We start from the raw sequence: 25,821 nt of genomic DNA on the forward strand, positions 1-25,821 counted from the left end.
GTACTTTTGCTCATGGTTAAACTTTTAGTGTGGTGACTCAAAGATAACCAAAATAGGGCTGACTTCCAAAATCGGAGGACGGCCCTATCATTATAATGATGTATGAACTTTTAGCGGACAGTAATAAAACTATTTAAGGAAAAATTCGGTATGACACCGTCCGAATACAGGAAAGAAAACACCTGATTCGACACTTTTCGTGAATTGTAAATTTTGATGCCGGTTAAAGCGTTGTTTTACAGCGTTTTAACCGGCATTGTTGCGCCGTATGTTATAATCCGTATGCGTTAATTTGCGCCATTTCAACCATTTTTCACTCCATTATGCGCCGTATGTTATAACAGCTCTTTCCCTATTCAGTTTACTTTGCATTAGTGAAATTTTAAAAAAATAATGTTATGAAAAAGTATTTATTCTATGTAATCGCTTTATTAAGTATCGCGTGTGCATTAAGCAGTTGTAAGAAAGACGAGGAACCGGAAACAGACAATTCGCCGAAGTTTGAAGGCGTATTCTGGGTTGCAAGTATTTATATTGATGAATATCCTGGGAGTCCGGCTGAAGCATTTAAGGTTGAAAATAACAAATTTGAAACCTTTCTTGTTGCTCCTTCAGATGAAGCCGCTGCCATGCTATCGGAAATGTGTGGTATTACTGTCGAAAAAGGATATGCGATAAGAGATATCAGTTTGGCTTACGAATGCAATATAACCGAATTTAACGACGGCTTATCCGGACGCATATTCAGAAAAGATAAAGAACATATAGACAAAGAAGGCTATTATATGGAATACATGGAGCTTACCAAAGAAAGTGTGAAAATGTGCTATGCCGATAACCCTAAAGAAGAAATATTATTCTACAATGCTGAAAAAATAGTTACCAAGGTCATAGATTTTGATTTTAGTTCAATAGAAGAGTAATTCGCATCAGGCATTTCTTGCCTATTGATAATCTTTAGTTTTAGAAAATCTTTAGTAATAAACTCTTAAAACAAACAGTTATGAAAACCTACAACATTATCCTATCGGCAGTGGCATTCATGCTGATGGCAGTTTCCTGCAGCAAAGACGTGCAGACATCATTCAGTGAAGAATCTCTTCCAGTTAAAATCAAGGTGACAGGACATGTGCGCTATCTCGCTAATGACGATTCAGGTCCGCTTGACCCTGAAATCGTTAAAACCGGAACAGTGGTAAATATCTCTTATGGTATTCCTGATGGAAGTACCCCTCCTGTAACAAATTTCTCTCATAAGACAGTGGAAACCAATGGCGCAGGATATTTTGAATGTGAAATAGGTTGTCCTATTGGCAAGGCTATGACAATAAAAGCAAGCAGCTCGGTAATTGAAGAATCTTATACAAGGGATAAAGAAGGCGATTATTCCCCATCTGAAACATATTTCTTCTCTGAAATTACCAAAGATAATATACCTGGAGGCAAGACTGTTTACTTCGCTTTGGACCTCGCTCCGTCGGCATATACATCGGAAGACGGAATGACACAGCCTTAATAGCACATTCTTCATATATTGGATTTGTTGACTTGGTGAAGTTAACGGAGTTATCTGTTCCTTCCGTTCTCCGTTCTTTCGTTTCTGCGGATTTGAGTGTGTCGGATATGATATTCGGGAATTTATAAACCATAACCCTAAATATACCAGTGATTAAATCTCGGATTGAACCGGCATTATCAATAATCACCCCGATTGAACGGAACAAAGGAATAGCGAGAGCGGATTGGACAGATTCTCAGTAACAACTGAGCTGAAACAGAACAAAAAAAGAACCCACTAACACGTTTCATTATGAAAAAAATAGCATTATCAGCGTTTGCGCTTTTATTGATGGCGGCAACATCGCTGACAGCACAGGAAAACAAATATTACACTCCGCAAAAAGGAGATTGGTCCATCGGAGTAGTATTCAATCCGGTATCCATGTCGTCTATAAAGGCACAGCCGAGTTCGGGCGACAAAGTAGGTGATTGGGCGAAAGGCCATGCATTCAATGGAGACCAGATGTTCATGCTCTCACAGGACCCCGTGGCTGCGGTGAGAGTGAAATACCGCTTGGACAAGAACGCGGCCTTAAGGGCAAGCCTCGGTTTCAACGGTAGCCTTATAAACTATAAGGAATATGTACAGGACGACCTGGCAGTGGCTCTGGACGCCGACTCGCAGAACAAGGTGGTCGATGTGGTACATTCCAATATGAATACCGCCAGCCTCATGTTAGGTTATGAATATATGGTAGGCGAAAAGGCCGTAAGATTTATCTTCGGCGGCGATATCCTCTATTCCATTGGAGGCGGACGACTCACTTTCGACTATGGCAACCGGATGACAAGCCTGAACCAGATACCGTCCACAATGCCTATACCCGGTGATATGAAAGATGAATCAGGCAAGGGAGGCATCGCCTACGGACGTCCTACCGACAAATACACAGCCGGCTACATACACGCTTTGGGCTTCTCGCTCGAAATGGGTATCGAGGTATTCATAGCCGAAAGGATTTCTGCCGGACTAAGCATGAACTTCACTCCGCTTGCCGTTACTTTCCAGCCCGAGACATATACAGTATATGAGGGCTTCAGCACATACACCGGACAAGTGGAGAAATATACCAACTATGTAAGCCCGGGAAGCAACGCTTTGCTTTACGGAATAGAGAACTTCGGAGCACGACTCTCGCTTAACTATTATTTTTAAAAACAGATTAACTTCTTGATAATGAAGAAATAATTAGGTGTCTGCCCTGCATTGGAGGGCGTCAGAAGGTAAAGCCCCTCTTTACCTTCTGACTAAAAACACCTGACTTCCCTGACTTCCAATAACTTCCAATAACTCCCCTGACTTCCCTGACTCCAAATACCTCTTACCATTATGAAAAACTTATTATCCTGCACAGCAGCATTATTAGGCATCGCGCTTACATTGAGCGGATGCAAGAAAGACGAAGCCGCGCAACTGCCTGCACCCGAGATATCGGTGCAACAGCCTAAGGCATATCCGTGCATCAGCGGAACATACTCTGTAGAATACAGTATAGTAAATTCGCGCGAAGGCGTGAAACTGGAAACCACCTGCAATGACGAATGGATTACCGGAGTGACTGCCGACGACAAGACCGTCACTTTCAGCCTGACGGAAAACACATCGGTCGAAGAAAGGAACGGAAGCATCACGCTCGACTATCAGGATGCCGTAACGGTGACACTCGGAATAAGGCAGAAAGGATTCTCCGAAACCCCGATAATCAAGGCCACGGAGCCTGCCGCCTTCAGCTACGTGGGCGGACCTGCCACGATAAGCTACACCATAGTCAATCCAAAGGACGGCGCGGTGCTGAAAGCAAGCTGCAGCGAAAGCTGGATTGGCGGAATAACGGCCGACGCACAGAAAATTGACTTCACGATAGAGAAAAACACTTCGGACCTCGAAAGGACGGCAATCATGACCCTCACCTACGAAGACGCGGAGCCATTGGAAATCACGATAAAACAGGCGGGAGCAAACGCCGTAATAGCACTCGACGAGCACGGCACCGCCAACTGCTACATAGTGTCGGGCGCAGGCTCATACACGTTTGCCGCAGTAAAGGGGAACAGCACTGAAAAGTTAGGTACGCCGGGCGAAAAACTCACGGCGGAAGTGCTGTGGGAAACCTTCGGCACGGGTACGGCACCGCAAAAAGGCGACCTGATATCGGAAGTGTCAATAAAAGACAATACGGTGACCTTCAAGACTCCGGACCAATTCAAGAAAGGCAACGCTGTGATAGCGGTAAGGGACAGAAAGAGTGCCATCATCTGGAGCTGGCATATATGGCTGACGGACAAACCGGAAGACCAGATGTACAGGAACAATGCGGGAACGATGATGGACCGCAACTTGGGAGCCACATCCGCCACCCCGGGCGATGACGGGGCAATAGGACTGCTATACCAGTGGGGAAGGAAAGACCCGTTCCTGGGAATGAGGAGCATATACAATGATTATACGGCAAGGTCCGTTCCGCACGAATGGACTCAACTTGCGACAAGCGCAGGCTATGGCACAATAGCATATACCATATTGTACCCCACGACTTTTATTTATGCAGACGAGAGCAATAAATACGACTGGTTAAAGATAGAACCCGGCAGCACCCCCGACAACACACGCTGGCAGCACGAAAAGACCATCTACGACCCCTGCCCTCCGGGCTACAGGGTGCCCGATGGAGGACCGGAAGGAGTATGGGCCAAGGCATTCGGTACGAGACCGAGTATGGCCATCAATAGTGAAAAATTCTTCGACAAAACAAACGAAGGCTATAACTTCGGTTCGTCAGGTAATGCGGAACATAAGCTTACTGACGAGGCTGCCGTCTGCTGGTATCCCATGACCGGTTTTATGGAAGGTATATATGAATTTAAAAAATACAACGGAAACTACTGGTCTTGTACTTCGGCAGAAAATGCAGAATCATACTGTCTTGAAGTCCAGGGAAATGGCAACTACTACATCCTATCCTCTAAAAGTGGAATTCGCATAACCGCCCGTGCTGTCCGTTGCCGGAAGGAATGAAATAATTCAAAAATACATCATTAACCTTTAAATAAAAACGAGATGAAAACGAATGATTTTATCAGAAAGAGCTTACTGATGGCAGCCATGTTGCTTGCCACAGGATTAGTGGCCGAAGCCCAATTCGGCAAAGGCGTTTTGGACAAAGTAAAATCCGCCGCAAAAGCAGAAAGTAATGCCGGAAGCGGAAAATCGGGCAATGCAATACAAAGCGTAAGCGGAAAAGCCGCCGCAGCCACTGCCACAGGGAATGCCCTCTACGTGAGTCTGGAAAAAGGCAGCGCAAGGGCAGACGGCTCGAAGGCTACACCCATGAAAGACATACAGAAGGCCATAGACAAGGCTGCCAATGGCGACGTGGTACGCATAGCACAGGGAAACTACTTGGGCAACTTAGACCGCGGATGGATTCAGATTAAGGGCAAATACGTGAGCCTGGAAGGTGGATGGAACGACGATTTCACCGAACGTAACCCCGTGAAGTATATCACACGCATACAGCCTACGGTGCAGCAAAGGGGTACCATCGGACAGGGACTGCTGATGATTGAGGCTACATCGAACAAGAACGAGCAAATCATCATCGACGGTATATTCTTCGACCTCGGACTGGTACACGAATATGCGAAGGCAGACCCTACGGACGAACGCTTCGGCTGTCCGGAAGGATGCGAAACGGGACGAATCATGCCTGTAGGCAACCCGCCTAACAAGACCATACGACTCATAGGCGGAAAGGTGGCAGGAAAGCTCGTGATACGCAACTGTATGTTCCTGAACGCATCGTTCAACGCCATCATAATGACAAGCATGGGCGGAGCATGGGAAATATATAACAACGTGTTCGTATCGAACCTCTATGCTTCGTGCGAGATAAACGGCGGTCTGAACCAGACTTCGGGAGGCGCACACCAGTCCACAGTGGATTTCCATCACAACACTGTGCTGTTCTCATGGCCTACTACAAAGGAGATGGAAAGCATGGGCTACGGCTACCGCTTCAAGAACGGTGCTGACCACAACGTGCATCATAACATCTTCGGCTGCAACAACTTCGGAGCATTGGACGGCGGATGGGACGACTCAAATCTCCCTGCCGACAAACGCAAGATTTGTTCGGCATACGACAACCTGTTCTTCATGAACAAGGGCGACATCGTGCTTGCAGGTACAAGCGGAGGTAAATGGCTCAACGTGCCGGCTAAACGGTTTGACGAGGTGGAAATGCTGACCAAATACGAAAACAACAGGGAGCTGCCGAGCACAAGCAAGTTCAAGGACCTGATAGACCAGCCTTACCTGAAAGGTTTCGCGTCGCTGAAAATCATGACCACTGAAAGCTATGACCCTAACTCGGCGGCAAACTTATACAGGGAAGCCCACGGACTGAACAAGCAGGGCACAATGACCACCCGTGTATCAATGTTCGGAAACCGCTACAACTTCGACAAGGCGGTGAAATTCTTCGGAGCAGAACCGGGATATGGGGCACAGATGCCGGAATGATATTAAGGCGACAAGGCTTCAGTTACAAGATAACAAGGCCTCCATCCGGACGGCAACCAACGGTCAGCGAAGCTAAACCTTGTCAACTCGTCAACTTGTCAACTCGTCAACTTGTCAACTCGTCAACTTGTAACTTATAAACTAAAAAAACTCAATACCATGACAAACTTGGAAACAAACGGAAACATCTATTACGTAAATATAGCGAAAGGTAGTGCAAGAGGAGAAGGAACACAAGAATCTCCAATGAAAGACGTACAGAAAGCCATAGATAAGGCTGCCGACGGCGACGTAATCCGCATAGCTCAAGGTAACTATCTCGGAACAATGGACCGCGGATGGCTTCAGATAAGAAATAAATATGTAAGCCTGGAAGGTGGATGGAACGAGGATTTCACCGAACGTAACCCTGTGAAATACATCACACGCATACAGCCCACTGTGCAGCAAAGAGGCACCATCGGTCAGGGACTGCTGATGATTGAATCGACATCGAAAAAGGACGCGCAAATCGTCATCGACGGACTGTTCTTCGACCTCGGATTAGTGCACGAATATGCCAAGGCCGACCCTACGGACGAACGCTTCGGCTGTCCGGAAGGATGCGAGACGGGACGAATCATGCCTGTAGGCAACCCGCCTAACAAGACCATACGCCTCATAGGCGGAAAGGTGGCAGGAAAGTTCATCGTACGCAACTGTATGTTCCTGAACGCCTCGTTCAACGGTATCATAATGACAAACATGGGCGGCGCATGGGAAATATACAACAACGTGTTCGTGTCGAACCTGTACGCTTCGTGCGAGATCAACGGAGGCTTGAACCAGACTACGAGCGCGCATCAGTCCACAGTGGACTTCCATCACAACACTGTGCTGTTCTCATGGCCTACTACAAAGGAAATGGAAAGCATGGGCTACGGCTACCGCTTCAAGAACGGTGCTGACCATGACGTGCATCATAACGTATTCGGCTGCAACAACTTCGGTGCGTTGGATGCCGGCTGGGACGACTCCACTCTGCCTGAAGACAAACGCAAGATTTGTTCGGCATACGACAACCTGTTCTTCATGAACAAGGGCGACCTGGTGATGGCAGGAACAAGCGGAGGCGGATGGCTCTATGTGCCGGGCAGACGTTTCGACGAGGTGGAAGCTCTGACCAAGTACGAGAATAACGAGGAGCTGCCGGACACAAGCAAGCTGAAGGACGTGATAGACGAGGCATATCTGAAAGGATTCGCGTCGCTTAAGGTGATGACCACCGAAAGTTTCGACCCTAACTCGGCTGCAAACGCCTTCAGAAGTGCCTTGGGACTGAATATGCAGGGAACAGCCACTACACGCGTATCAATGTTCGGTAACCGCTACAACTTCGACAAGGCGGTACAGCTGTTCGGAGTAGAACCGGGGTATGGGGCACAGATGCCGGAGTGATGCTTAAAGGAATATACGGTTAGATATTTAGAAGTGGAGAAGGTATCAAAAAGCAATGTTTTTCAGTAGGTATCTTTGTAAACAGAATACTATATCTCATAGTATAAAGGTGTTGAATCACCGGTTAATAATTGTTTCAAGAAGGTAAAGCGCAATACTTTACCTTCTTTACCAAAAGCATAATATTTCTTTTTCATAACTCTCTTATATCTGATATCTTCTCTAACTTCTTATAACTCATTAACTCACTCAAAAACTCATACTCATGATAGGATTATGGATTTCGATAGGTGTCATCGTACTGCTCGTGATATGGGCTGTGACACTTTACAACCGTTTGGTTAAACTGAGAAACAACAGAGAAAACGCTTTTGCCGACATAGATGTACAGCTAAAGCAACGCCACGACCTTATCCCGCAGCTTGTGGCTACGGTGAAAGGATATGCCACCCACGAAAAGGAAACCCTCGAAAGGGTGATGGCGGCACGCAACGGGGCAATGAACGCCGGCAGCATAAACGACAAGATAGTGGCGGAAAACGCCCTGTCGTCGGCACTGGCAGGACTGAGGGTGACGCTCGAGGCTTATCCTGACCTCAAGGCGAACCAGAACTTCATGCAGCTGCAGGAAGAAATATCCGATGTGGAGAACAAACTTGCGGCAGTAAGGCGATATTTCAATTCTGCCACAAGAGAGCTGAACAATGCGGTGGAGACTTTCCCGTCGAATATCTTTGCCGGAATGTTCGGGTTCAGGAAAGAGATGATGTTCGACCTCGGAGAACAGCGTCAGACTATGGACAAGGCTCCTGAAATAAACTTCTGAAAACTTAAACAAAACTTTTCAAGATGGGATACGTAGGCATACAGACACAGAAGAGCAGAAATGATTTCCGCTCGATGCTCCTTCTTTTCATGTTCCCATGTCTGGTGGTGGGGATGGTGTACCTCTTTTGCATCATGCTGGCATGGTTGGGAATCACCGGAGAGACAGATGCGGAAGGAGTATTGTGGCTTAAAGCCAACTCCATTTTCCTGAAATCGGCACCATACGCCCTCGGAGGCGTTTTCGTCTGGTTCATAATTGCATATTTCTTCAATACGGGCATAATCAAGGCTTCCACGGGGGCGAAGTCGCTGGAAAGAAGGGAGAACAAACGTGTTTACAATCTGGTGGAAAACCTCTGCATGAGCCTGGGCATGAAGACACCGAAAATAAACATTATATACGACGATTCGCTAAATGCGTTCGCAAGCGGAATAAACGAACGCACATACACGGTGACTCTCTCGAAAGGAATAATAGAAAAGCTGGACGACGAGGAGCTGGAGGCTGTCATAGCCCACGAGCTGTCGCACATCCGCAACCACGACGTCAGGCTGCTCATAGTTTCGATAGTGTTCGTGGGTGTATTCTCTATGGTGGCAGTAACGGCATGGCGGACTATACAGTATTCGTCGTTCACCGGCTCAGGCAAGGACGACAAGAAAGGAAGCACTTTAATCATAATGCTCCTTGCTGCGATAGTGGCGGCAATAGGCTATTTTATCGCTACGCTGATGCGGTTCGCCATCTCCCGCAAGAGGGAATATCTGGCAGATGCCGGCTCGGCGGAAATGACGAAAAACCCGCGGGCTTTAGCTTCCGCGCTGCGCAAGATTTCTAAAGACCCGGATATAGAGGCGGTGAAGCGCGAGGACGTAGCACAACTGTTCATACAGCATCCCGGAAAACAGTCTGTAGGCTTTATGGGAAAGCTGGGCGGACTGTTCGCTACCCATCCTCCTATTGAGGAGAGGATACGCATACTTGAGCAATTCTGATAATGAAACTCACAAACTTACAAACTCATTAAACCTTACCATTATGAAAAAACTATTATTTTACTCAATCGCTTTATTAAGCGTGGCAACCGCACTTAGCGGATGCAAGAAAGACGAAGTGGTGGATTTAGTACCATCTATATCAGTAACACAGCCTGAGGTCTATCCGTCTGAAGGAGGTACCTATACCTTAAGCTGCAACATAGAGAACGCACTCGAAGGCATGGCTTTGGAGGCAAGCAGCAAGGATGAATGGATAACGAACATTGTCGTTGACGGAGCGAATGTTTCATTCAATCTTACAATGAACAATTCTCCTAAAGAAAGAAACGGAAGTATTATTCTGAAGTATCAGGATGCAGAAGAGGTTAGAATAAAGGTAAAACAGGAATCAGGCGAAAACAGTTATACGGCTATCGACGAGTCAGGTACAGCAAACTGTTATATCGTATCAGCTTCCGGAAAATTTACTTTCCCCATGGTGAAGGGAAACAGCACGGAATCGGTTGGCGAAGTATCCTCTATGGAGATATTGTGGAAGTCTTTCGGAACAGATGTTGTTCCTGAAAGTGGAGACCTGATAACGGAAGTATATTGTAAAGGTGACTTGGCTTATTTCGTGACCGGAACCGAATTCAAAAAGGGCAATGCCTTAATTGCCGCCAAAGACAAGGACGGCAAAATACTGTGGAGCTGGCATATCTGGATGACCGACAAGCCGGAAGACCAGGTTTACAATCGAAATGCGGGTACGATGATGGACCGTAATCTCGGAGCCACATCCGTTACTCCGGGAGAAGTGGAGGCTATCGGTCTGCTTTACCAGTGGGGAAGGAAAGACCCGTTCTTGGGCTCATCGTCAATTAAAGAATGCATTATGGCAAAATCCACACTCGACCAATGGCCATCGTCTGTAGATCCTGCAACAGGCGGCACAATAGAATACGTAATAGCCAATCCTACAACTTTTGTCAAAAATGAAACCCCTGATCTCTCTGATTGGCTTTCGTCTGCTGATGGAAATTTGTGGAAAAAGGAGAAGACCATTTACGACCCTTGTCCTCCAGGCTACAGGGTTCCTGACGGCGGAACAGATGGAATATGGTATAAGGCTTTGGGTGGCACAAATCTGTTTTATTATGCTTTCGATAGTAAAACAATTGGAGCCAACTTTGGTTCTTCAGGTTCCGGCACAATAAAATTGACTGAAGAAGAAAATTGCTGGTATCCTGCCTGCGGAATATATTCAGGAATGTCTGGTGAACTTATATCAAATGGGTTTAGTGGCAGCTGGTCTAACACTGCATCTTTGGGAACACTGAGCTACTCTTTACGATTCAGTAACAAGACTAAAATATTTACTGATCAAGAAATAGGTCGTTCCTATGCCCTTTCTGTCCGCTGCCAGAAAGAATGAGAGTGACATGTAGCAAAAATTCAGCACAGCCGGTAAAATCTTAAAAGACAAATAGAAAAGATTACATATTGGTAAGTGTCGAAGTGTAAAATGGGAAGTCTGCCCGCCAAAACGGGTGTCAGAAGGTAGGGCACCGGGCTTTACCTTCTGATTGTTTCCAAAAACTTCGTTCAGACGGAATAAGGGACTTGTTTTTCTTAGTTGTGTGTTCACCGGTCGTTCATTGATTGTTCACCGGCCGTTCAGTGAACACGCAGTGAACGTCTGATGAACAGCCGGTGAACATGAAATGAATATGCAGGATTGGTCTGATTCTCAAATCTGAACCAACGGTCAGCGAAGCTAATGACCATCCGGACGGCAATCTTGTCAACTCGTCAACTTGTCAACTTGTAACTTAAAAACTTATAAACTCAAAAACTCATATTATGAAAAAACTATTATTTTACATAATCGCTCTATTAAGCGTGGCAACTGCACTTAGCGGATGCAAGAAAGACGAAGAAGCCACTGAGTTACCACCACCGGTCATATCCGTAAAGGAGCCCAAGACTTATTCGTGCGGTGAGAAATCATACTCGGTGCGCTACAGCATAGAAAATCCTCGTGAAGGAGTTAAACTGGAAGCTGCCACCGGCACCAAATGGATTACGAGCCTTGGCGTGAGCGAAGACGCAATCACTTTCACACTCATGGAGAACAGCTCCGACAAGGAAAGAAGCGGAAGCATCGAACTGTCATATCAGGGAGCGGAACCTGTGAGCCTGAAAATAAAGCAGTATGAATACTCCGAAACTCCGGTGATCTCTGCACCGCAATTGATAGACATAGGATGCTACGGAGGAGCAAAATCCATATTATACCAGATAAAGAACCCTGACGACAATGGCGAACTGAAAGCTAACAGCGACGTGGATTGGATTTCCGCCATCCTCATTGAGGAGGAGAAGATTTCGTTCACCGTAGGGGAAAACCTGTCCGATTCTGAAAGGACGGGGAGAATCATCCTGTCATACAATGGTGCCGAGTCGGTGAAAGTGACTGTCAAGCAGAAGAAATACACCGCCCCGGAAATACAGGTACAGACGCAGTCTTTCGATGTCCCTTCGATTGGAGGAAACAGAAGTACGGAATACAGGATAATAAACCCCAAGGAAGGGGTAATACCGAATGCAACAGTGCGCGAAGGATGTGACTGGATTACCATCGATAATATTGACGACAAGAATATATCTTTCACCGTGAGTGAAAATGCAACCGGTAACGCGAGGAACGAAAAAATAACGCTCAACTATAACGACGGAGCGGCAACATTGGATATTACCGTAAATCAGATAAAAGAAAATATTCTGGACAATGACGAATCCGCCAACTGCTATATCGTATCAGAGGCTGGCTACTATCAGTTCAAAGCTGTAAAGGGTAACAGCGATGAAACAGTGGGAACGATATCTACGGCAGAGGTGCTGTGGGAAAGTTTCTGTACGGACGTGGCTCCCCAAAAAGGCGACCTTATATCGGAAGTGTACGCCGGAAACGGCAAAGTGATTTTCAAGACAGGAGACACCTTCAAGAGAGGCAATGCGGTGATAGCGGTTAAGGACGTATCGGGAAAAATACTGTGGAGCTGGCATATATGGATGACAGACCTGCCGAATGACCAGGTTTATGCAAACAATGCCGGCACCATGATGGACCGAAACCTTGGAGCAATCTCAGCCAATCGAGGAGATACAGGCACCTCTGGTTTATTTTACCAATGGGGAAGAAAAGATCCTTTCAGAGGTGTAAGAGCGTATAAAAAAGTAAATAATTTTATACCATTAATTGCAACAACCCTTAAATGGCCGGATGAAATAGAATCAGACGCAAATACCGGTACTATAGATTATGCCATTGCTAATCCTACAACCTTTATTTATGGTGAAAAGGACTGGTGTTTCATAGTTCCTGATATACCCCGTTGGAATAAAACAAAAACAATTTACGATCCCTGTCCTCCGGGTTACAAAGTGCCAAAATACATAATTTGGAGAACAGCACTTTCTAATAATAAAGGCGATGGTAGTATTGATTATAAAGATGGTGAAGGCGGTGCCAACTTAGGTTATTCTTCAATGGGTTATAAATTCACAAGTGATAATGAATGCTGGTATCCGTTTACTGGTTATAAAAGAAATGCAAATAACTTCTACGAATCTTTGGGCGAGTATTGTTACAATTGGACAAATGAATTATATTTTGAATATAACGCTTTCACCTTGAAAATTGGTAAAAATACATTTGAAGGCAAAGTGGCATTGTACAATTCTTGTGCTGCAACAGTCCGCTGCCAGAAGATAGAATACTGGTAGTTAGGTTGTTAGAGCTATCCGTAGTGAATTAATAATTAAGAATTAAGTTACAAGGCTTCAGTTAAAAGGTAACAAGGCTCCCATCCGGACGGCAACCTTGTCAACTCGTCAACTCGTCAACTAAAAAGCCTTGCCAACTTGTAACTTACAAACTTAAAAACTCAAACTTATGAAAAAACTATTATTTTACGCAGTCGCTTTATTAAGCGTGGCAACCGCACTTAGCGGATGCAAGAAAGACGAAGGGGGAGCAGAGCTGCCTACTCCCGTAATATCAGTAAAACAGCCTAAATCCTATCCGGGAATGAGCGGAACATATTCCATCAACTACAGCATTGAGAATCCGCGCGAAGGAGTGTTGCCGGAAGCGAGCAGCGAGGATTCATGGATAACCGGGCTGTCCGTCAACGAAAAAAGCGTGTCATTCAAACTGTCTGAAAACTCATCAGGGCAAAAGAGAAGCGGAACTATCGCACTCTCCTATCAGGATGCGGAGGGAGCAAGCGTAAGCATCACGCAAGATGGAATCACATATTTGAACCAGACTGCCACTGCAAACTGCTATATAGTAACCGGTGCGGGTACATACGTCTTCCCTCCTGTGAAAGGTAACAGCGACAAATCTGTGGGTGCCGTAGCATCAGTGGAAGTGCTGTGGGAAAGTTTCGGAACGAGCGACGCTCCTAAAAAAGGCGACTTGATATCGGAGGTGTCATTCAAGAATGACATGATTTATTTCAGTACCAATGAAGATTTCAAAAGGGGTAACGCCCTGATTGCAGCCAAGGATGAGGCGGGCAAGATTTTATGGAGCTGGCATATCTGGATGACCGACCAGCCGGAAGACCAGGTTTACAATAACGATGCGGGCACGATGATGGACCGTAATCTTGGTGCCACATCGGCATTTCCCGGCGATATATACGCTATCGGACTGCTTTACCAGTGGGGAAGGAAAGACCCGTTCTTGGGCTCATCGTCCACTACGGAAAGCGTAATGGCAAAATCCACACTCGACCCGTGGCCGTCTACGGTAGATCCTGCAACAGGCGGCACAATAGAATACGTAATAGCCAATCCTACAACATTCATTAAGAGTGAAAATGGTTGGTACTATGACTGGCTTGAGGATCGAAATGACAATCTATGGAATAAAGTGAAGACAATCTACGACCCATGTCCTCCGGGCTACAAAGTTTCTGATTCAGATATATGGAGACTTGCCGGCCTAAGAAGTGATAACTCTAATAATAGTGCTTACGATGCTATTCTCCATGGATCTAACTTTGGTTCCTCAGGTCCGGGCGAAATGAAATTGACAAAAGAAGCTATATGCTGGTATCCTGCAAATGGATGTCGTCAAGGATCCACCGATAAATTAGTAGGAACAGGCACATATGGTGGCTGGACTAACAAAGGAATTTCTGGCGATTATACAAAATCCTATGCTGTTTTATTCAAAAGTAATGAAATAAATATAGGTAAAGATGAAGTTCGTAGCAATGCCCTTTCTGTCCGCTGCCAGAAAGAATGAGACCGAAACGTAACGAAAATTCTGCACAGCCTGTAAAATCTTAAAAGACAAATCGAAAAGATTACATATTGGTAAGTGTTGAAGTGTAAAATGGGAAGTCTGCCCGCCAAAAACGGGTGTCAGAAGGTAGGGCACCGGGCTTTACCTTCTGATTATTTCCAAAAACTTATATTATGAAAAAACTATTATTTTACGCAACAGCTTTATTAAGCCTGGCAACCGCAATAGGCGGCTGCACGGCAGAAGATGTCATAGATTTGCTTATCCCCGACATAAACATCAAACAGCCGGGAATATATCCGGGAGAGGGCGGAGAATATTCAATAGCCTACACTCTGGATAATCCGCGCGCCGGTGTGGCAAAGTCGGCCAAAAGCACTGAAAGGTGGATTAGCTTCCTGTCCGTAGATGGGAAAAAGGTTTCGTTCTATCTCTCGGTAAACCCTACAACGTTTATATGCGGGCTTGAAGACAACGACGACTGGTGTTATAATACCGGAAGCGATTTGCGCTGGGGAAGGACGAAAACCATTTACGACCCATGTCCTCCGGGCTACAAGATTCCCGATGGAGGAGATAATGGTATATGGGCCAAAGTATTAGGCAGTAAATTTGTGACGTGTGAGGTGGATATTAAAGATGAAGAACATCGTGGGATGGATTTAGGAAAGTCAAGCGGTTCAATATACTACTTTACAAGTTCTTATAACTGCTGGTATCCTGTCACCTTTGATTATAGTGCTACAACCGGTATAATGAATCGTTCATCTACAATGGGTTCGTACTGGTCGCATACCGCTAAAGATTTCAATTTAGATATCAATCCGGGAGAACCGAAGGGAATTATCGACTGCAGAGACAGGCAGCGGGCATCAGGACGTGCTGTGCGCTGCCAGAAAGAATGACGCTTGCCGGCCAACCTGTGGTTCGGGATTGGGCAATGATTTAGTGAGAATATTGAATTTGTTTTGATTATGGATATCAGTAAAACATTATCGATTATATTAATGATGACTTTGTCCGTTTCTTGTGGCTTGCAAGGGAATAAGGAGGGAAAAACGCAGGACACGGTTGCGGCTCCCGATAATGCGGGCGGTAATGTGGACAGGTTTCCTTATCCTGACATTCCCCTGATGTTAAGCAGTCCGGACGAGAGGAAAGCCTATCTGCTGCGACACTACTGGGATGAGTTTGATTTTGCCGACACTACACTGGTGAACAACAGGGAACTGATAGGGAAGGCATTCGTAAACTGTATATCAATGCTGGCGGATGAAACAATCTCTACCGAACTTGTAAGGGATGGTATCGATAATTTCTGTTCCGCCATGGAGAAGCATGAACACGCGCGCATGGTGTGTATGCGGATGGTGGACGATTTGCTCTATGACGTCAATTTGCCATTCTATAATGAAAGGCTGTATGCGGTGTATCTTGAACGTATGCTGGAGAGCGACCGGCTGGACAATGCAAGAAAGGGTGCGCTGAAGTTCCGGCTGGACCTGATGAGACGAAACTCTCCGGGGAGCATCGCCGCTGATTTCCGTTACCGTATGCCGGACGGAAGGTCGAGAACTCTTCTAGGAACACCTGTATCGGGCAACCGGCTCTTACTGGTGTTCTTCGACCCGGAATGTCATTCATGCAAAGACATAATGATGCAGATGATTGAAGACAGGGATTTAAGTATGGCTGTGGCTGAAGGCAAACTGACCGTTATGGCTGTATATACAGAAGGTAACGAGGAGGTATGGAAAAGAACTTGTTCTTCTATGCCGGAAGGATGGATAGTGGGGAACGACGGAATGAGTATCAATGATGGTGCATTATACGACCTTAAGGCTATGCCGTCGCTCTATTTGCTGGATAATGGCAAGAAGGTTATTCTTAAAGATGCTCCGTATGCGGAGGTGCGTAGAAATCTGGGATTTTAGAAGTAGAAATGATTGAAACTGCATCAAAATGGTGAGTTTTAAAAACAGTATTTCCATATCAGCACTATGATTTCTACATATGGGTAGAGTGTAGTGATGATATGGAAAATACATATAAGTTTAATGGCTATTTTTCGTGATAATCTCCGTTAGCCTTTATAAGTTCTATAAGTTTTTCTACAGCCTGTTCTTCCGGAATATTCTTTTCTATACATTCCTTACGTTTGTAGAGACTTATTTTACCACGTCCGGCACCTACATAACCGTAGTCGGCATCCGCCATTTCACCAGGACCGTTGACAATACATCCCATTATACCTATTTTGAGACCTTTGAGATGTGATGTGGCAGCCTTGATGCGGGCAATTGTTGATTCAAGGTCGTATAGAGTTCTTCCACATCCCGGGCATGAGATGTATTCAGTTTTAGAAGTGCGTACTCTACCTGCCTGCAGGATACCGAATGCAGTTTCGTCAAGTTTGGTATCTGCAATGGATGAAGAATTATTGTACAACAATATTCCGTCTGTCAGTCCGTCGAAAATCAATGCTCCCATGTCTGCAGCCGATTTTATCTGTAAATCTTCTACAGAACTTTCCTCGTACATCTGGAAGAATATTACCGGATTGTTCAGTCCCTGTCTGGTGAGCTGATGAACCAGGCCACGATATTCGCCAAGACGGTTTGGATGATTGCTTTGTGCGATAATTACAACTTCAGGATGCAGACGCAGACATGCAGTCACTTCTTCGTTGAGGCCCATGTATGTGGTGAACAGGAATTTTACGTCCGATTGGATTTGGTGGAGGCCGATAATCTGCTGTGTGTTGAATGCAGGATAAGTGCCTTCCTCGCCATTCCATACATTTGCATCTACTATATAGCCAATGTCTTTTCTTCTGTTTTCAGGCAAGTTCTGTCCGCAGTAAACGTAATCTGGTTTGAATTGTTCGTTCATTTCCATGTTCCCATTCAGACGGACTGAAACTACTGCCGGCAGGTTATTTCCGCCGATGTTGCCTACAGCTTGTGTCTTGCGTCTTGAAGGATTAGTATAGCAGAAATCATCTGCTTCAGCTCCCGGAATGTAAGGGTGGTTTTCACGTTTGATGATATAGTCCACTAGTTTACGTGCTACTGGTATTTCTGCTTCCGGAGCTTCGCTAAGTGATACACGTATTGTGTCTCCTAGACCGTCGGCCAGTAATGCACCTATACCGAGAGCAGACTTGATACGTCCATCCTCTCCATCACCGGCTTCAGTAACTCCAAGGTGTAGAGGGAATGCCATGCCTTCCTTTTCCATCTGTTGAACCAGTAGTCTGACTGTCTTGACCATGACAACAGTGTTAGAAGCTTTGATAGAGATAACTACGTTGTTGAAATTCTCTTCTACACAGATACGTAGAAACTCCATACATGATTCTACCATTCCTTCCGGAGTGTCGCCATAGCGCGACATGATACGGTCCGACAATGAACCGTGGTTCACTCCGATACGAATAGCTGTATGATTCTCCTTACAGATATTCAGGAATTTTACGAAACGTTCGCGGATTTTCTGTATTTCCTGGGCATATTCTTCGTCTGTATATTCCAGATTCTTGAATGTACGGGCAGGGTCAACATAATTTCCAGGGTTGATTCGTACCTTTTCTGCATAGAGTGCAGCAACGTCAGCTACATTTGGATTGAAGTGTACATCAGCCACGAGAGGGGTGTTATAGCCTTGCGAACGCAGTCCGATGTTGATATTCTTCATGTTTTCAGCCTCGCGTACACCCTGAGTAGTGAGGCGTACGTATTCTCCACCGGCATCAATAATACGTTTAGCCTGCTCCACACAAGCTTCGGTATCCATTGTCACGGTGTTTGTCATGCTCTGTATGCGTATAGGATTAGCGCCACCCATAGGAGTGGCGCCAACATATACTTCGTTTGCCTTTCGGCGTGAATAGTTGAAGTAATCCATTTAATTAGTCTTGTATGCGTATTTAACTTCTTTCAGTTCTTCGTTGGCCTTTACTATTTTATTTTTGAGCCCTTCTTTATAGGCTGCAAATTTCTTGTCCAATTCTTCGTCGGACAGTGCTATCATCTGTACTGCCAGGATTGCAGCATTCATAGCTCCGTTGATGGCAACAGTTGCTACAGGTATTCCTGGAGGCATCTGTATGATAGAGTAAAGAGCGTCTACACCGTCAAGAACTGACCCCTTGATAGGTACCCCGATTACGGGAAGTGTTGTGTTGGCGGCAATTACTCCAGGAAGTGCAGCAGCCATACCGGCAGCAGCAATTATTACTTTCAGACCTCTGTCGGCTGCGCCTTTGGCAAATGCTTCAACTTCGGCAGGAGTACGGTGTGCTGAAAGTGCGTTAATCTCGAAAGGAACCTGCATTTCGTCAAGCAGTTTGGCAGCTTTTTCCATGACAGGAAGGTCAGAAGTGCTGCCCATGATGATACTTACTATTGGTTTCATTCTTTTTCTTCTTATAGTTTATTTGTTTGTTTTTGAGTTTTATACTGTTCTTAAAAAATCTTGTGAATATCTATGGTTATTCATTTACCAACTGTTTATATGCTTCGGCATCCAGCAAGTCGTCTGCTTCACTTGCATCAGATGGCTTTATTTTTACAATCCATCCTTCACCATAAGGATCTTTGTTTACAAGTTCCGGATTTTCTTCAAGTGCAGGATTTACTTCCAGTATCTCTCCACCTACTGGTAAGAATAAGTCTGAAACGGTTTTTACTACTTCGATACTTCCGAAAGTTTCTCCTTTTTCAAGTGTTTCTCCTTCTGTAGGGACATCTACGAATACAATATCGCCAAGCTGTGTCTGTGCATAGTCTGTTATACCCACATAAGCTTCTTCTCCCTCAAAACGAATCCATTCGTGCTCGTTTGTGTACTTTACGTTAGTTGGAAAATTCATGGTCTTAAAATTTACAAGGTTATTATATCTTTTCAAATAAACAAAATTCCTGTGACACCGCAAAATAATCCGAGGATAAATCCTCCGAAAACCTCCGTTAATGTATGTTGACGTACAATAATACGGGCTGTACATAACATTCCTGCCAACAGAATGAATCCTGCCAACCACCATACTGGATTAAACTGAAACAGGAAACTGTATGAAAGTAGTCCGCCCACCATCATTCCGCTACTTGCAGCATGAGTACTTACCTTTAGTTTGAAATTGACGATTGTACACAGTACCATACATATAAGTACAGCTAAAACAATTCCGCTCATATATCTGGGCGTATGTATACGATACATCGTGATAAGTCCTCCTATGTAACTCAGTATGGTAAGTCCGTATGGAATAAATCTGTTTTCTCTGTGTCCAAGTTCTTTTATTCCCCATCCGTTTATTTTTTGGAATATATAGATTCCTAGCATAGGGAAAAGAATAGTGAAACAGTAGATTAGACCAAGTATGGACAGCTTGTAGGATAACGGCATGATATTCAGGTATGTGAATATGAATATCAATAGGAATGCTACAAACGGAACCATAAAAGGAGTGAATATGGCTGATACAATGTAAGATGCAATGTACAGCGGATCTTTCTTTTCTTCTTCCGTTAAAGGAACAGGATCATGATATGTCAATTCGTTAGGAATATTGTTCTCTTCCATAAATTACCTTCTTAATCTAGCTACGGGAATATTTAATTGTGTACGATATTTGGCTACTGTACGTCTGGCTATAGGATATCCTTTCTCTTTAAGAGATTCTGCCAGTTCGTCGTCAGTTAGCGGTTTTTCCTTATCTTCATTGTCAACTAGTTCTTTAAGTATTCTTTTTATTTCTCTAACCGATAGTTCTTCTCCGTTTTCTGTCGTATATCCGTCGCTAAAGAAGTATTTCAGTGGAAATATTCCGAAATTTGTTTGTACATATTTACTGTTGCTTACTCTGGAAACCGTTGATATGTCTAGCTTTGCCCTTTCGGCTACATCTTTCAGAATCATAGGTTTGAGCAAGGTCTCGTCGCCATCTGTAAAGAATGGACGTTGCAGGTCTATTATGGCTTGCATAGTGCTGAGCAGAGTGTTCTGTCTTTGTTTCACTGCATTTATGAATCCCTGTGCAGCATCTACCTTTTGCTTCAGGAACATAAAAGCATCTTTTGCTTCTTTTGACTGATTGGCTTTGTTCTTGGTCTGTTCTTCCAACATGTCGGTGAAAGTACGGCTCAATCTCAGTTCCGGAACATTTCTGTTGTTAAGGCTTAAGATTATATTCCCGTCATCTTCTGTTTCAACTATAAAATCCGGTATTATATGGTGAAGATTTTTTCCCATAGCTTCCCCCATAGAGCTTCCCGGTCGTGGGTTCAGCTTAACAAGTTCTGCTACAGCAGCATTATATTCTTCTTCTGTGATGTTAAGTTTTTGTATAATCTTTTCTTTATTCTTTTTTGTAAACTCGTCACAATATTGGTTTATGATATCATATTCAATTTTTTTAAGTGGAGAGTCTTCCTTTCTTTTTATCTGAAGAAGCAGACATTCTTGTAGGCTTCTAGCACCTATTCCTGCAGGATCGAAGTCTTGTATTATTGATATAATATGTTCCAGTTCCTCTTCAGTGGTATAAATTCCCTGATAAATGGCAAGCTCGTCCATTATGGACTCTGTAGTTTTTCTCAAGAGTCCGTCATCATCCAGCGAACCTATGATGTATTCTCCAAGCATCTTTTGTTCGTCAGTAAGTTCTTGCATGTCCAGCTGTTCTTTTAGAGTTTCATAGAATGAAACATTATCCGATAGAGGTATCTCTTCCGGAGTATCTCCATTAGAACGGTTGTTTTCCTGCAATTTGTAATCTGGAATATCGTCCTCTGTGCGGTAGTCGCCTAATGAAACATCTTCATTATAATTAGTATCCGGATCTGCATCCGGGTCTGTTGGGTATTCGTTAGCCTGGTCTTCTGCTATTTCTGAAGGATCTCTACCTTCCTCCAATGCCGGATTGTCAAGAATTTCTGCATGTACTCTTTCTTCCAATTCCACTGTTGGTAGTTCCAGTAGTTTTACCAGCAACACTTGCTGTGGCGAAAGTGTCTGTACCTGTTGCTGAGCTTGCGACTGTATTTGACGTGAGTTTTGTGCCATTTTATAAACTCTGATAAAATTTTATTGGCAAATGTAATAAAATAATTGTGACGGTCAATCTTTAAAAGGTTAGTTTGTCGTTATAGACGTAAAATAAAAACGTCAAGTCATTTTAAAGAAAACGCTTTGTCATTTCATTTGAAACGACAAAGCGTTTTTCTTGTACTTATATACAAAGTTTTTTATTCAGTAACAATCAGAAAACCACCCATTGGAAGACATGGGATATTTATAGGTTCGCTTGTGGTGATTTTAACTTTGCTAATGTTAAAATCTTTGCTGTTATCTCCGTCTTTTAACATTATACATTGTGTATTGTTACCTATATTCAATCTGTCTGTCGAGAATGACAGTATACGTTTTTCGTTTGTTCCGTTAATACCTGAGATATACCATCTGTTCCCTTTTTTACGGGCTAGGACAACATCTGTACCCGGATAACCTGCCAGCAGTTTAGTGTCATCCCATGAAGCCGGTAGATTCTTAAGCACATTTTTTACTTCATCATGTAGTGAATAGTATATTTCCGGTCTGTCCGGCATATGCTGGATTCCTGATTCGAATAATGCCGTAAGAGCAAGTTCGTGTGCGTAACTTGTGATGTGCGGGTGCTGTGAATTTGAGAAAGTCCCGGGAGTATAATCCATCGGGCCTACTACGTTTCTGGTAAATGGCAGTGTAGCATTGTGCGATGCAGCCATATCTGTCATAGTAGGACCGTTGTTGTACCATTCCGCACCGTATACACCTTCTATAGACATAAGATTAGGGTATGTTCTTTGCCATCCGCGAGGAATTGTTGCGCCATGAAAGTTTACCATGAGATTATAATTGGCTGCATCTTCCAGAATGTCTATACACAAACTCATTATAGAAGACATATCACCGGGAAAGAAATCTATTTTTACACCTTTTACCCCTATACTGTTCAACCATTCGAACTCTTTCTTTCGGCTTTCCTTTGTGTTTAGTCTGTAGAGTGGAGTAGGAGCACTTTCACCTATCCAGTTCGTACTTGAGTTATACCACATTAAAGGTTTTACTCCTTTACTGTTGGCATATTTTGTTATGTCCTCTATGTTTCCGCCATTTCCCATTGCATCCCATTCCCAGTCTATAAGTGTATATTCCCAGTTCTTTTTTTCTGCCAGGTCAACATATTGTTTCAGCAGTTGGTAATCTTTTGTGCCGTGATTATATGCCCAATATATCCATGATGATATGCCGGGTTTTATCCAGTCTGTATTTTTCACCTTTGATGGCGATGCAACATCTGTTACAAGAGTAGATTCTACTATGTCCTGTAGTTTGCCTATTACCATCAGTCTCCAAGGTGACGTCCATTCACTGTTGCATTCCAGTTTATTGTCGGGATATGTTATGGTAAATTCTTCTGCTTTTTTGTCATTACTCAAATATGAAGCACAGTTTCCTCTTGTTATTTCTGATTCGGTAATCAGTACAAATACAGAATCGCAGGCCTCGACTAGTGATGGGAATCCCCACTTATGTGTATCTGAAGTTGTTCCCGTAGTTGATTCAGGGAAAAATCTTTCATAGCTGTCAGGTGCATAAGTCTGCATCCATCTTGTTTTTCCTTCGGGGATGTGGAATGTTGTATATTCTTTATTTATTGAATTTTCTCCCTTAGCGGCATATCTGAATGCTATACCGTCATTGTAAACCCTGATAATAAGGTTTATAGATTGGTTCTTGTTGTTTTTTACCTCTAATGTTTGTTCTGTAGCAGAGTTTTTGCATAACTTACGTTTTCCGGTAATCATCTCATATTTTTCTTTTATGAGTTTTGATTTTCCTATGGGAGTAATTGTCAGACTGTCAAGAAACGAACTGTTTTCTGTGTCAAGGCCGATTTTTACATATGTTGGCAGAATCTTGTTATTATAGCTTATTTTATACCGGAACGATATCCTTCCAAGTCATTTTTTATCTCTACGTTGATTTTTTTATTAGGAGATGATATAGGTTCTGCATTTATGGTTGCAGTAATCATCATCAAAGAAGCGAATAATAATTTTGGTATGTTCATGTATTAATTGGTTAATATGAAAAGAAGAGTATAAAGTATTTACCTTATACTCTCCTCTTGATGGTTTATTAGCTAATCAGTATTTATTATTGTATGGTTTCATCATTACCCGAAGTAGCATAAAGTCCTATCATTGCACCTGTAAATCCGCCTGCTACGTTTGTTGACAAAATATCTCCAGAAACTGTTTCGCCAAGATTCTTGAATTCGTCTTTTCCTGTAGCATAGCTGAATGTGTAGTTGTTGCCTTCGGCTTCAACCTGCAGCTTGATAGGTGTTGTATTTTCAACTTTTACACTGGCAATTGTAGTAGAACTACCTTTGGCAGTACGTTGCAAAACCAAATAGTTGTCGTCTGCCTTTTTAGTAACACCGAACACATAGTTGAAATCTTCGCTCTGGTAGCATGTAATACCAGCAAGATCTTTTTCAGTACGAGGAATGTATGAAAGAGTTGTTGTTGCGGTAAAGTTTATATGTTGCTGACGATAGAACAATGTTGATGTAGGAACTTTGGCTTTTATATTTGTTTCATAAGGTGTTATACTAAGTCCTTCTGTAGTAGAAGAAACAAATCCTTCCTTTGCTCCTCTTACTCCAACCCAGCGGTAGTCAAGTGTAGTTGTTGTAAATGTGTCGCTGAAAGTGAAGTTTCCGTTAGGGAAGTAACCGTCTTTTCCTGTCATGTTTTTTATGCCTTGAGGCATTTTAAGTTTTGCCTTAAGTGGTTCCAGACCACCTTCAAAAACAGGGAATGTGCCTGTCCAGTCTACAGGAAGGATAAATGTTTCACGTCCTGTATTTACTCTGTTTGTTTCATTAGGACGTATTGCCAGGAATACACCATAGTATTTGCCGTCTGGTCCTTCTACCAAATCAGCGTGTCCTGCCCAGTCCACTTTCTCAGGTCTGTCGGCTGGTAGATGTCTCTGAGAAAGGATAGGGTTTTCAGGAGCAGGTTTGAACGGACCTTTAGGACTATCAGCTATAAATATAACTTCACTATGCCATCCTCCTGTTCCACCTTCAGCACACATCAGATAGTATTTACCGTCTTTTTTATAAAGATGTGGAGCTTCTATCCAAATAGGCTTTTTAGAAAGGTCTACTCCACCGTTTACAACAACCTTGTCTGTTCCCGGAATAATCTGGTCTTTTTCTGTATCATATTCCCAAACCTTTATTACTCTGTGACCTTCGTATAAGGCTTTTTCTGGAGCATCGTTATGAGCTATGTATGCTTTACCGTTGTCGTCGAAGAAGATATCCGGATCAATACCGGCAAAGTTCAGTTTTATAGGGTCGCTCCATCCTTGTAACGGGTCTTTTGTTTTTACAACCATATTTCCGATACCTCCCGCAAACTGAGTTGTAATCATGTAGAACGTATCATTATTAGGATTATATCTTATGGTTGGGGCATATATACCTGCGCTTATTCCTGTGTCTTCTACTTTTAGTTGTGAAGAACGGTCCAATACGTGGCCTATCTGTTTCCAGTTGACAAGATCTTTTGAATGGAAGATAGGTACACCTGGATTAATGGCAAATGAAGAACATACCAGATAATAATCGTCTCCTTTACGGCAGATACTTGGATCTGGGTAGCATCCTTGCAGGATAGGACTATAGAATTCATCTTCACCCAAAGGATTATTGTTATATACGTCGTCGTTTCCTGTATAAGTAAAATCTTTGAAGACAGGAGTTCCCGGTTCTGGCTTGAATCCGCTTTCTGCACATGAAGTTGCTATAACTCCCAATGCGCCTAATGCTAATAATTTGATTTGATTTTTCATGATTAAATTAATTGAAGTTTTTACGTGTGTTTAATGATATTGTTGTATAATCTTTACAATCGCAAAGATATTATAATGTTCTGTAAAGTACTGTCACAGATGTTTCATAAGTTTTGTTGTGTGTTACTACATATAAATTTTTTATGGTTTACTTTTTTGAAGTGCATTATTTTGATTTATAAGTTGTTATGTCGACGTGTGTAATATTGGCAGTATGTGTTTGTACTCTATGGAAATACTTTTTTTTAGTAATGTA

21 protein-coding genes are annotated in these 25,821 nt (G+C 43.5%); 13 read left to right on the forward strand and 8 right to left on the reverse strand.

The features are described from left to right. Positions 1–398: 398 nt before the first annotated feature. The 13 genes from I6E11_RS10275 to I6E11_RS10335 all read left to right on the forward strand — a co-directional run bounded on the left by I6E11_RS10275 (position 399) and on the right by I6E11_RS10335 (position 16,582). Positions 399–923 carry a hypothetical protein gene (locus I6E11_RS10275; RefSeq protein ID WP_235337956.1) on the forward strand — a complete coding sequence of 175 codons (525 nt, stop codon included), beginning with the start codon at positions 399–401 and terminating at the stop codon, positions 921–923. Positions 924–1,003: 80 nt separating this feature from the next. After that, positions 1,004–1,516 carry a hypothetical protein gene (locus I6E11_RS10280; RefSeq protein WP_235337957.1) on the forward strand — a complete coding sequence of 171 codons (513 nt, stop codon included), beginning with the start codon at positions 1,004–1,006 and terminating at the stop codon, positions 1,514–1,516. A gap of 294 nt (positions 1,517–1,810) precedes the next feature. Next, on the forward strand, positions 1,811–2,716 hold the full coding sequence (locus tag I6E11_RS10285) for a hypothetical protein (protein ID WP_235337958.1): 906 nt from the start codon (positions 1,811–1,813) through the stop codon (positions 2,714–2,716). Positions 2,717–2,890: 174 nt separating this feature from the next. Beyond that, on the forward strand, positions 2,891–4,576 hold the full coding sequence (locus tag I6E11_RS10290; protein ID WP_235337959.1) for a BACON domain-containing protein: 1,686 nt from the start codon (positions 2,891–2,893) through the stop codon (positions 4,574–4,576). A 42-nt stretch (positions 4,577–4,618) separates the two neighbouring features. Continuing rightward, a complete protein-coding gene (locus I6E11_RS10295) occupies positions 4,619–6,082 on the forward strand; it encodes a hypothetical protein (RefSeq protein WP_235337960.1) in 1,464 nt (487 codons plus the stop codon). Between the two features lie 159 nt (positions 6,083–6,241). Then, positions 6,242–7,519: a hypothetical protein gene (locus I6E11_RS10300; protein ID WP_204445946.1), complete on the forward strand. Its 1,278-nt coding sequence runs from the start codon at positions 6,242–6,244 to the stop codon at positions 7,517–7,519. Positions 7,520–7,787: 268 nt separating this feature from the next. Beyond that, entirely contained in the window at positions 7,788–8,345 is a 558-nt protein-coding gene (locus I6E11_RS10305) for a LemA family protein (RefSeq protein ID WP_204445963.1), read from the forward strand. Positions 8,346–8,368: 23 nt separating this feature from the next. Beyond that, positions 8,369–9,343 (forward strand): M48 family metallopeptidase, encoded by a 975-nt coding sequence (locus tag I6E11_RS10310; protein WP_235337961.1) that lies wholly within the window; start codon positions 8,369–8,371, stop codon positions 9,341–9,343. Positions 9,344–9,386: 43 nt separating this feature from the next. Then, positions 9,387–10,760 (forward strand): hypothetical protein, encoded by a 1,374-nt coding sequence (locus I6E11_RS10315; protein ID WP_235337962.1) that lies wholly within the window; start codon positions 9,387–9,389, stop codon positions 10,758–10,760. A gap of 428 nt (positions 10,761–11,188) precedes the next feature. Further along, entirely contained in the window at positions 11,189–13,114 is a 1,926-nt protein-coding gene (locus I6E11_RS10320; RefSeq protein WP_235337963.1) for a BACON domain-containing protein, read from the forward strand. A gap of 169 nt (positions 13,115–13,283) precedes the next feature. Continuing rightward, positions 13,284–14,648, forward strand: coding sequence for a BACON domain-containing protein (locus I6E11_RS10325; RefSeq protein ID WP_235337964.1), 1,365 nt, complete (start codon positions 13,284–13,286; stop codon positions 14,646–14,648). Between the two features lie 173 nt (positions 14,649–14,821). Further along, positions 14,822–15,553, forward strand: a complete 732-nt coding sequence (locus I6E11_RS10330; protein ID WP_235337965.1) for a hypothetical protein — start codon at positions 14,822–14,824, stop codon at positions 15,551–15,553. A 69-nt stretch (positions 15,554–15,622) separates the two neighbouring features. After that, positions 15,623–16,582 carry a DUF5106 domain-containing protein gene (locus I6E11_RS10335; protein ID WP_235337966.1) on the forward strand — a complete coding sequence of 320 codons (960 nt, stop codon included), beginning with the start codon at positions 15,623–15,625 and terminating at the stop codon, positions 16,580–16,582. A gap of 127 nt (positions 16,583–16,709) precedes the next feature. Here I6E11_RS10335 and I6E11_RS10340 read toward each other — a convergent pair whose 3' ends face one another. The 8 genes from I6E11_RS10340 to I6E11_RS10375 form a co-directional block, all read right to left on the reverse strand. Continuing rightward, positions 16,710–18,554: a 4-hydroxy-3-methylbut-2-en-1-yl diphosphate synthase gene (locus I6E11_RS10340; RefSeq protein WP_235337967.1), complete on the reverse strand. Its 1,845-nt coding sequence runs from the start codon at positions 18,552–18,554 to the stop codon at positions 16,710–16,712. Beyond that, positions 18,555–19,064 (reverse strand): 5-(carboxyamino)imidazole ribonucleotide mutase, encoded by a 510-nt coding sequence (purE, locus tag I6E11_RS10345; protein WP_235337968.1) that lies wholly within the window; start codon positions 19,062–19,064, stop codon positions 18,555–18,557. It lies immediately after the preceding gene. A 76-nt stretch (positions 19,065–19,140) separates the two neighbouring features. Beyond that, on the reverse strand, positions 19,141–19,521 hold the full coding sequence (gene gcvH, locus I6E11_RS10350) for a glycine cleavage system protein GcvH (RefSeq protein ID WP_235337969.1): 381 nt from the start codon (positions 19,519–19,521) through the stop codon (positions 19,141–19,143). Positions 19,522–19,553: 32 nt separating this feature from the next. After that, positions 19,554–20,234 carry a phosphatase PAP2 family protein gene (locus I6E11_RS10355; RefSeq protein ID WP_235337970.1) on the reverse strand — a complete coding sequence of 227 codons (681 nt, stop codon included), beginning with the start codon at positions 20,232–20,234 and terminating at the stop codon, positions 19,554–19,556. Positions 20,235–20,237: 3 nt separating this feature from the next. Continuing rightward, on the reverse strand, positions 20,238–21,716 hold the full coding sequence (gene rpoN / locus I6E11_RS10360; RefSeq protein WP_235337971.1) for an RNA polymerase factor sigma-54: 1,479 nt from the start codon (positions 21,714–21,716) through the stop codon (positions 20,238–20,240). Between the two features lie 182 nt (positions 21,717–21,898). Next, positions 21,899–23,647 (reverse strand): glycoside hydrolase family 97 protein, encoded by a 1,749-nt coding sequence (locus I6E11_RS10365; RefSeq protein ID WP_317221518.1) that lies wholly within the window; start codon positions 23,645–23,647, stop codon positions 21,899–21,901. Beyond that, positions 23,626–23,766 carry a hypothetical protein gene (locus tag I6E11_RS10370; protein WP_235337972.1) on the reverse strand — a complete coding sequence of 47 codons (141 nt, stop codon included), beginning with the start codon at positions 23,764–23,766 and terminating at the stop codon, positions 23,626–23,628. The genes I6E11_RS10365 and I6E11_RS10370 overlap by 22 nt, the downstream gene beginning before the upstream one ends. A gap of 86 nt (positions 23,767–23,852) precedes the next feature. Beyond that, positions 23,853–25,565: a glycoside hydrolase family 43 protein gene (locus I6E11_RS10375; RefSeq protein ID WP_235337973.1), complete on the reverse strand. Its 1,713-nt coding sequence runs from the start codon at positions 25,563–25,565 to the stop codon at positions 23,853–23,855. Between the last annotated feature and the right edge of the window lie 256 nt (positions 25,566–25,821).

Origin of the sequence: Bacteroides caecigallinarum (assembly GCF_021531075.1) — a bacterium.
GTDB lineage: Bacteria > Bacteroidota > Bacteroidia > Bacteroidales > Bacteroidaceae > Phocaeicola > Phocaeicola caecigallinarum_B.

What these genes read in the sequence shown, in the direction of transcription:
- purE (WP_235337968.1), bottom strand. Translation starts at nt 19,064, where the DNA reads ATGAAACCAATAGTAAGTATCATCATGGGCAGCACTTCTGACCTTCCT.
- I6E11_RS10285 (WP_235337958.1), top strand. Translation starts at nt 1,811, where the DNA reads ATGAAAAAAATAGCATTATCAGCGTTTGCGCTTTTATTGATGGCGGCA.
- I6E11_RS10310 (WP_235337961.1), top strand. Translation starts at nt 8,369, where the DNA reads ATGGGATACGTAGGCATACAGACACAGAAGAGCAGAAATGATTTCCGC.
- gcvH (WP_235337969.1), bottom strand. Translation starts at nt 19,521, where the DNA reads ATGAATTTTCCAACTAACGTAAAGTACACAAACGAGCACGAATGGATT.
- I6E11_RS10355 (WP_235337970.1), bottom strand. Translation starts at nt 20,234, where the DNA reads ATGGAAGAGAACAATATTCCTAACGAATTGACATATCATGATCCTGTT.
- I6E11_RS10340 (WP_235337967.1), bottom strand. Translation starts at nt 18,554, where the DNA reads ATGGATTACTTCAACTATTCACGCCGAAAGGCAAACGAAGTATATGTT.
- I6E11_RS10375 (WP_235337973.1), bottom strand. Translation starts at nt 25,565, where the DNA reads ATGAAAAATCAAATCAAATTATTAGCATTAGGCGCATTGGGAGTTATA.
- I6E11_RS10335 (WP_235337966.1), top strand. Translation starts at nt 15,623, where the DNA reads ATGGATATCAGTAAAACATTATCGATTATATTAATGATGACTTTGTCC.
- I6E11_RS10280 (WP_235337957.1), top strand. Translation starts at nt 1,004, where the DNA reads ATGAAAACCTACAACATTATCCTATCGGCAGTGGCATTCATGCTGATG.
- I6E11_RS10300 (WP_204445946.1), top strand. Translation starts at nt 6,242, where the DNA reads ATGACAAACTTGGAAACAAACGGAAACATCTATTACGTAAATATAGCG.
- I6E11_RS10315 (WP_235337962.1), top strand. Translation starts at nt 9,387, where the DNA reads ATGAAAAAACTATTATTTTACTCAATCGCTTTATTAAGCGTGGCAACC.
- I6E11_RS10330 (WP_235337965.1), top strand. Translation starts at nt 14,822, where the DNA reads ATGAAAAAACTATTATTTTACGCAACAGCTTTATTAAGCCTGGCAACC.
- I6E11_RS10320 (WP_235337963.1), top strand. Translation starts at nt 11,189, where the DNA reads ATGAAAAAACTATTATTTTACATAATCGCTCTATTAAGCGTGGCAACT.
- I6E11_RS10290 (WP_235337959.1), top strand. Translation starts at nt 2,891, where the DNA reads ATGAAAAACTTATTATCCTGCACAGCAGCATTATTAGGCATCGCGCTT.
- I6E11_RS10370 (WP_235337972.1), bottom strand. Translation starts at nt 23,766, where the DNA reads ATGAACATACCAAAATTATTATTCGCTTCTTTGATGATGATTACTGCA.
- I6E11_RS10295 (WP_235337960.1), top strand. Translation starts at nt 4,619, where the DNA reads ATGAAAACGAATGATTTTATCAGAAAGAGCTTACTGATGGCAGCCATG.
- rpoN (WP_235337971.1), bottom strand. Translation starts at nt 21,716, where the DNA reads ATGGCACAAAACTCACGTCAAATACAGTCGCAAGCTCAGCAACAGGTA.
- I6E11_RS10275 (WP_235337956.1), top strand. Translation starts at nt 399, where the DNA reads ATGAAAAAGTATTTATTCTATGTAATCGCTTTATTAAGTATCGCGTGT.
- I6E11_RS10325 (WP_235337964.1), top strand. Translation starts at nt 13,284, where the DNA reads ATGAAAAAACTATTATTTTACGCAGTCGCTTTATTAAGCGTGGCAACC.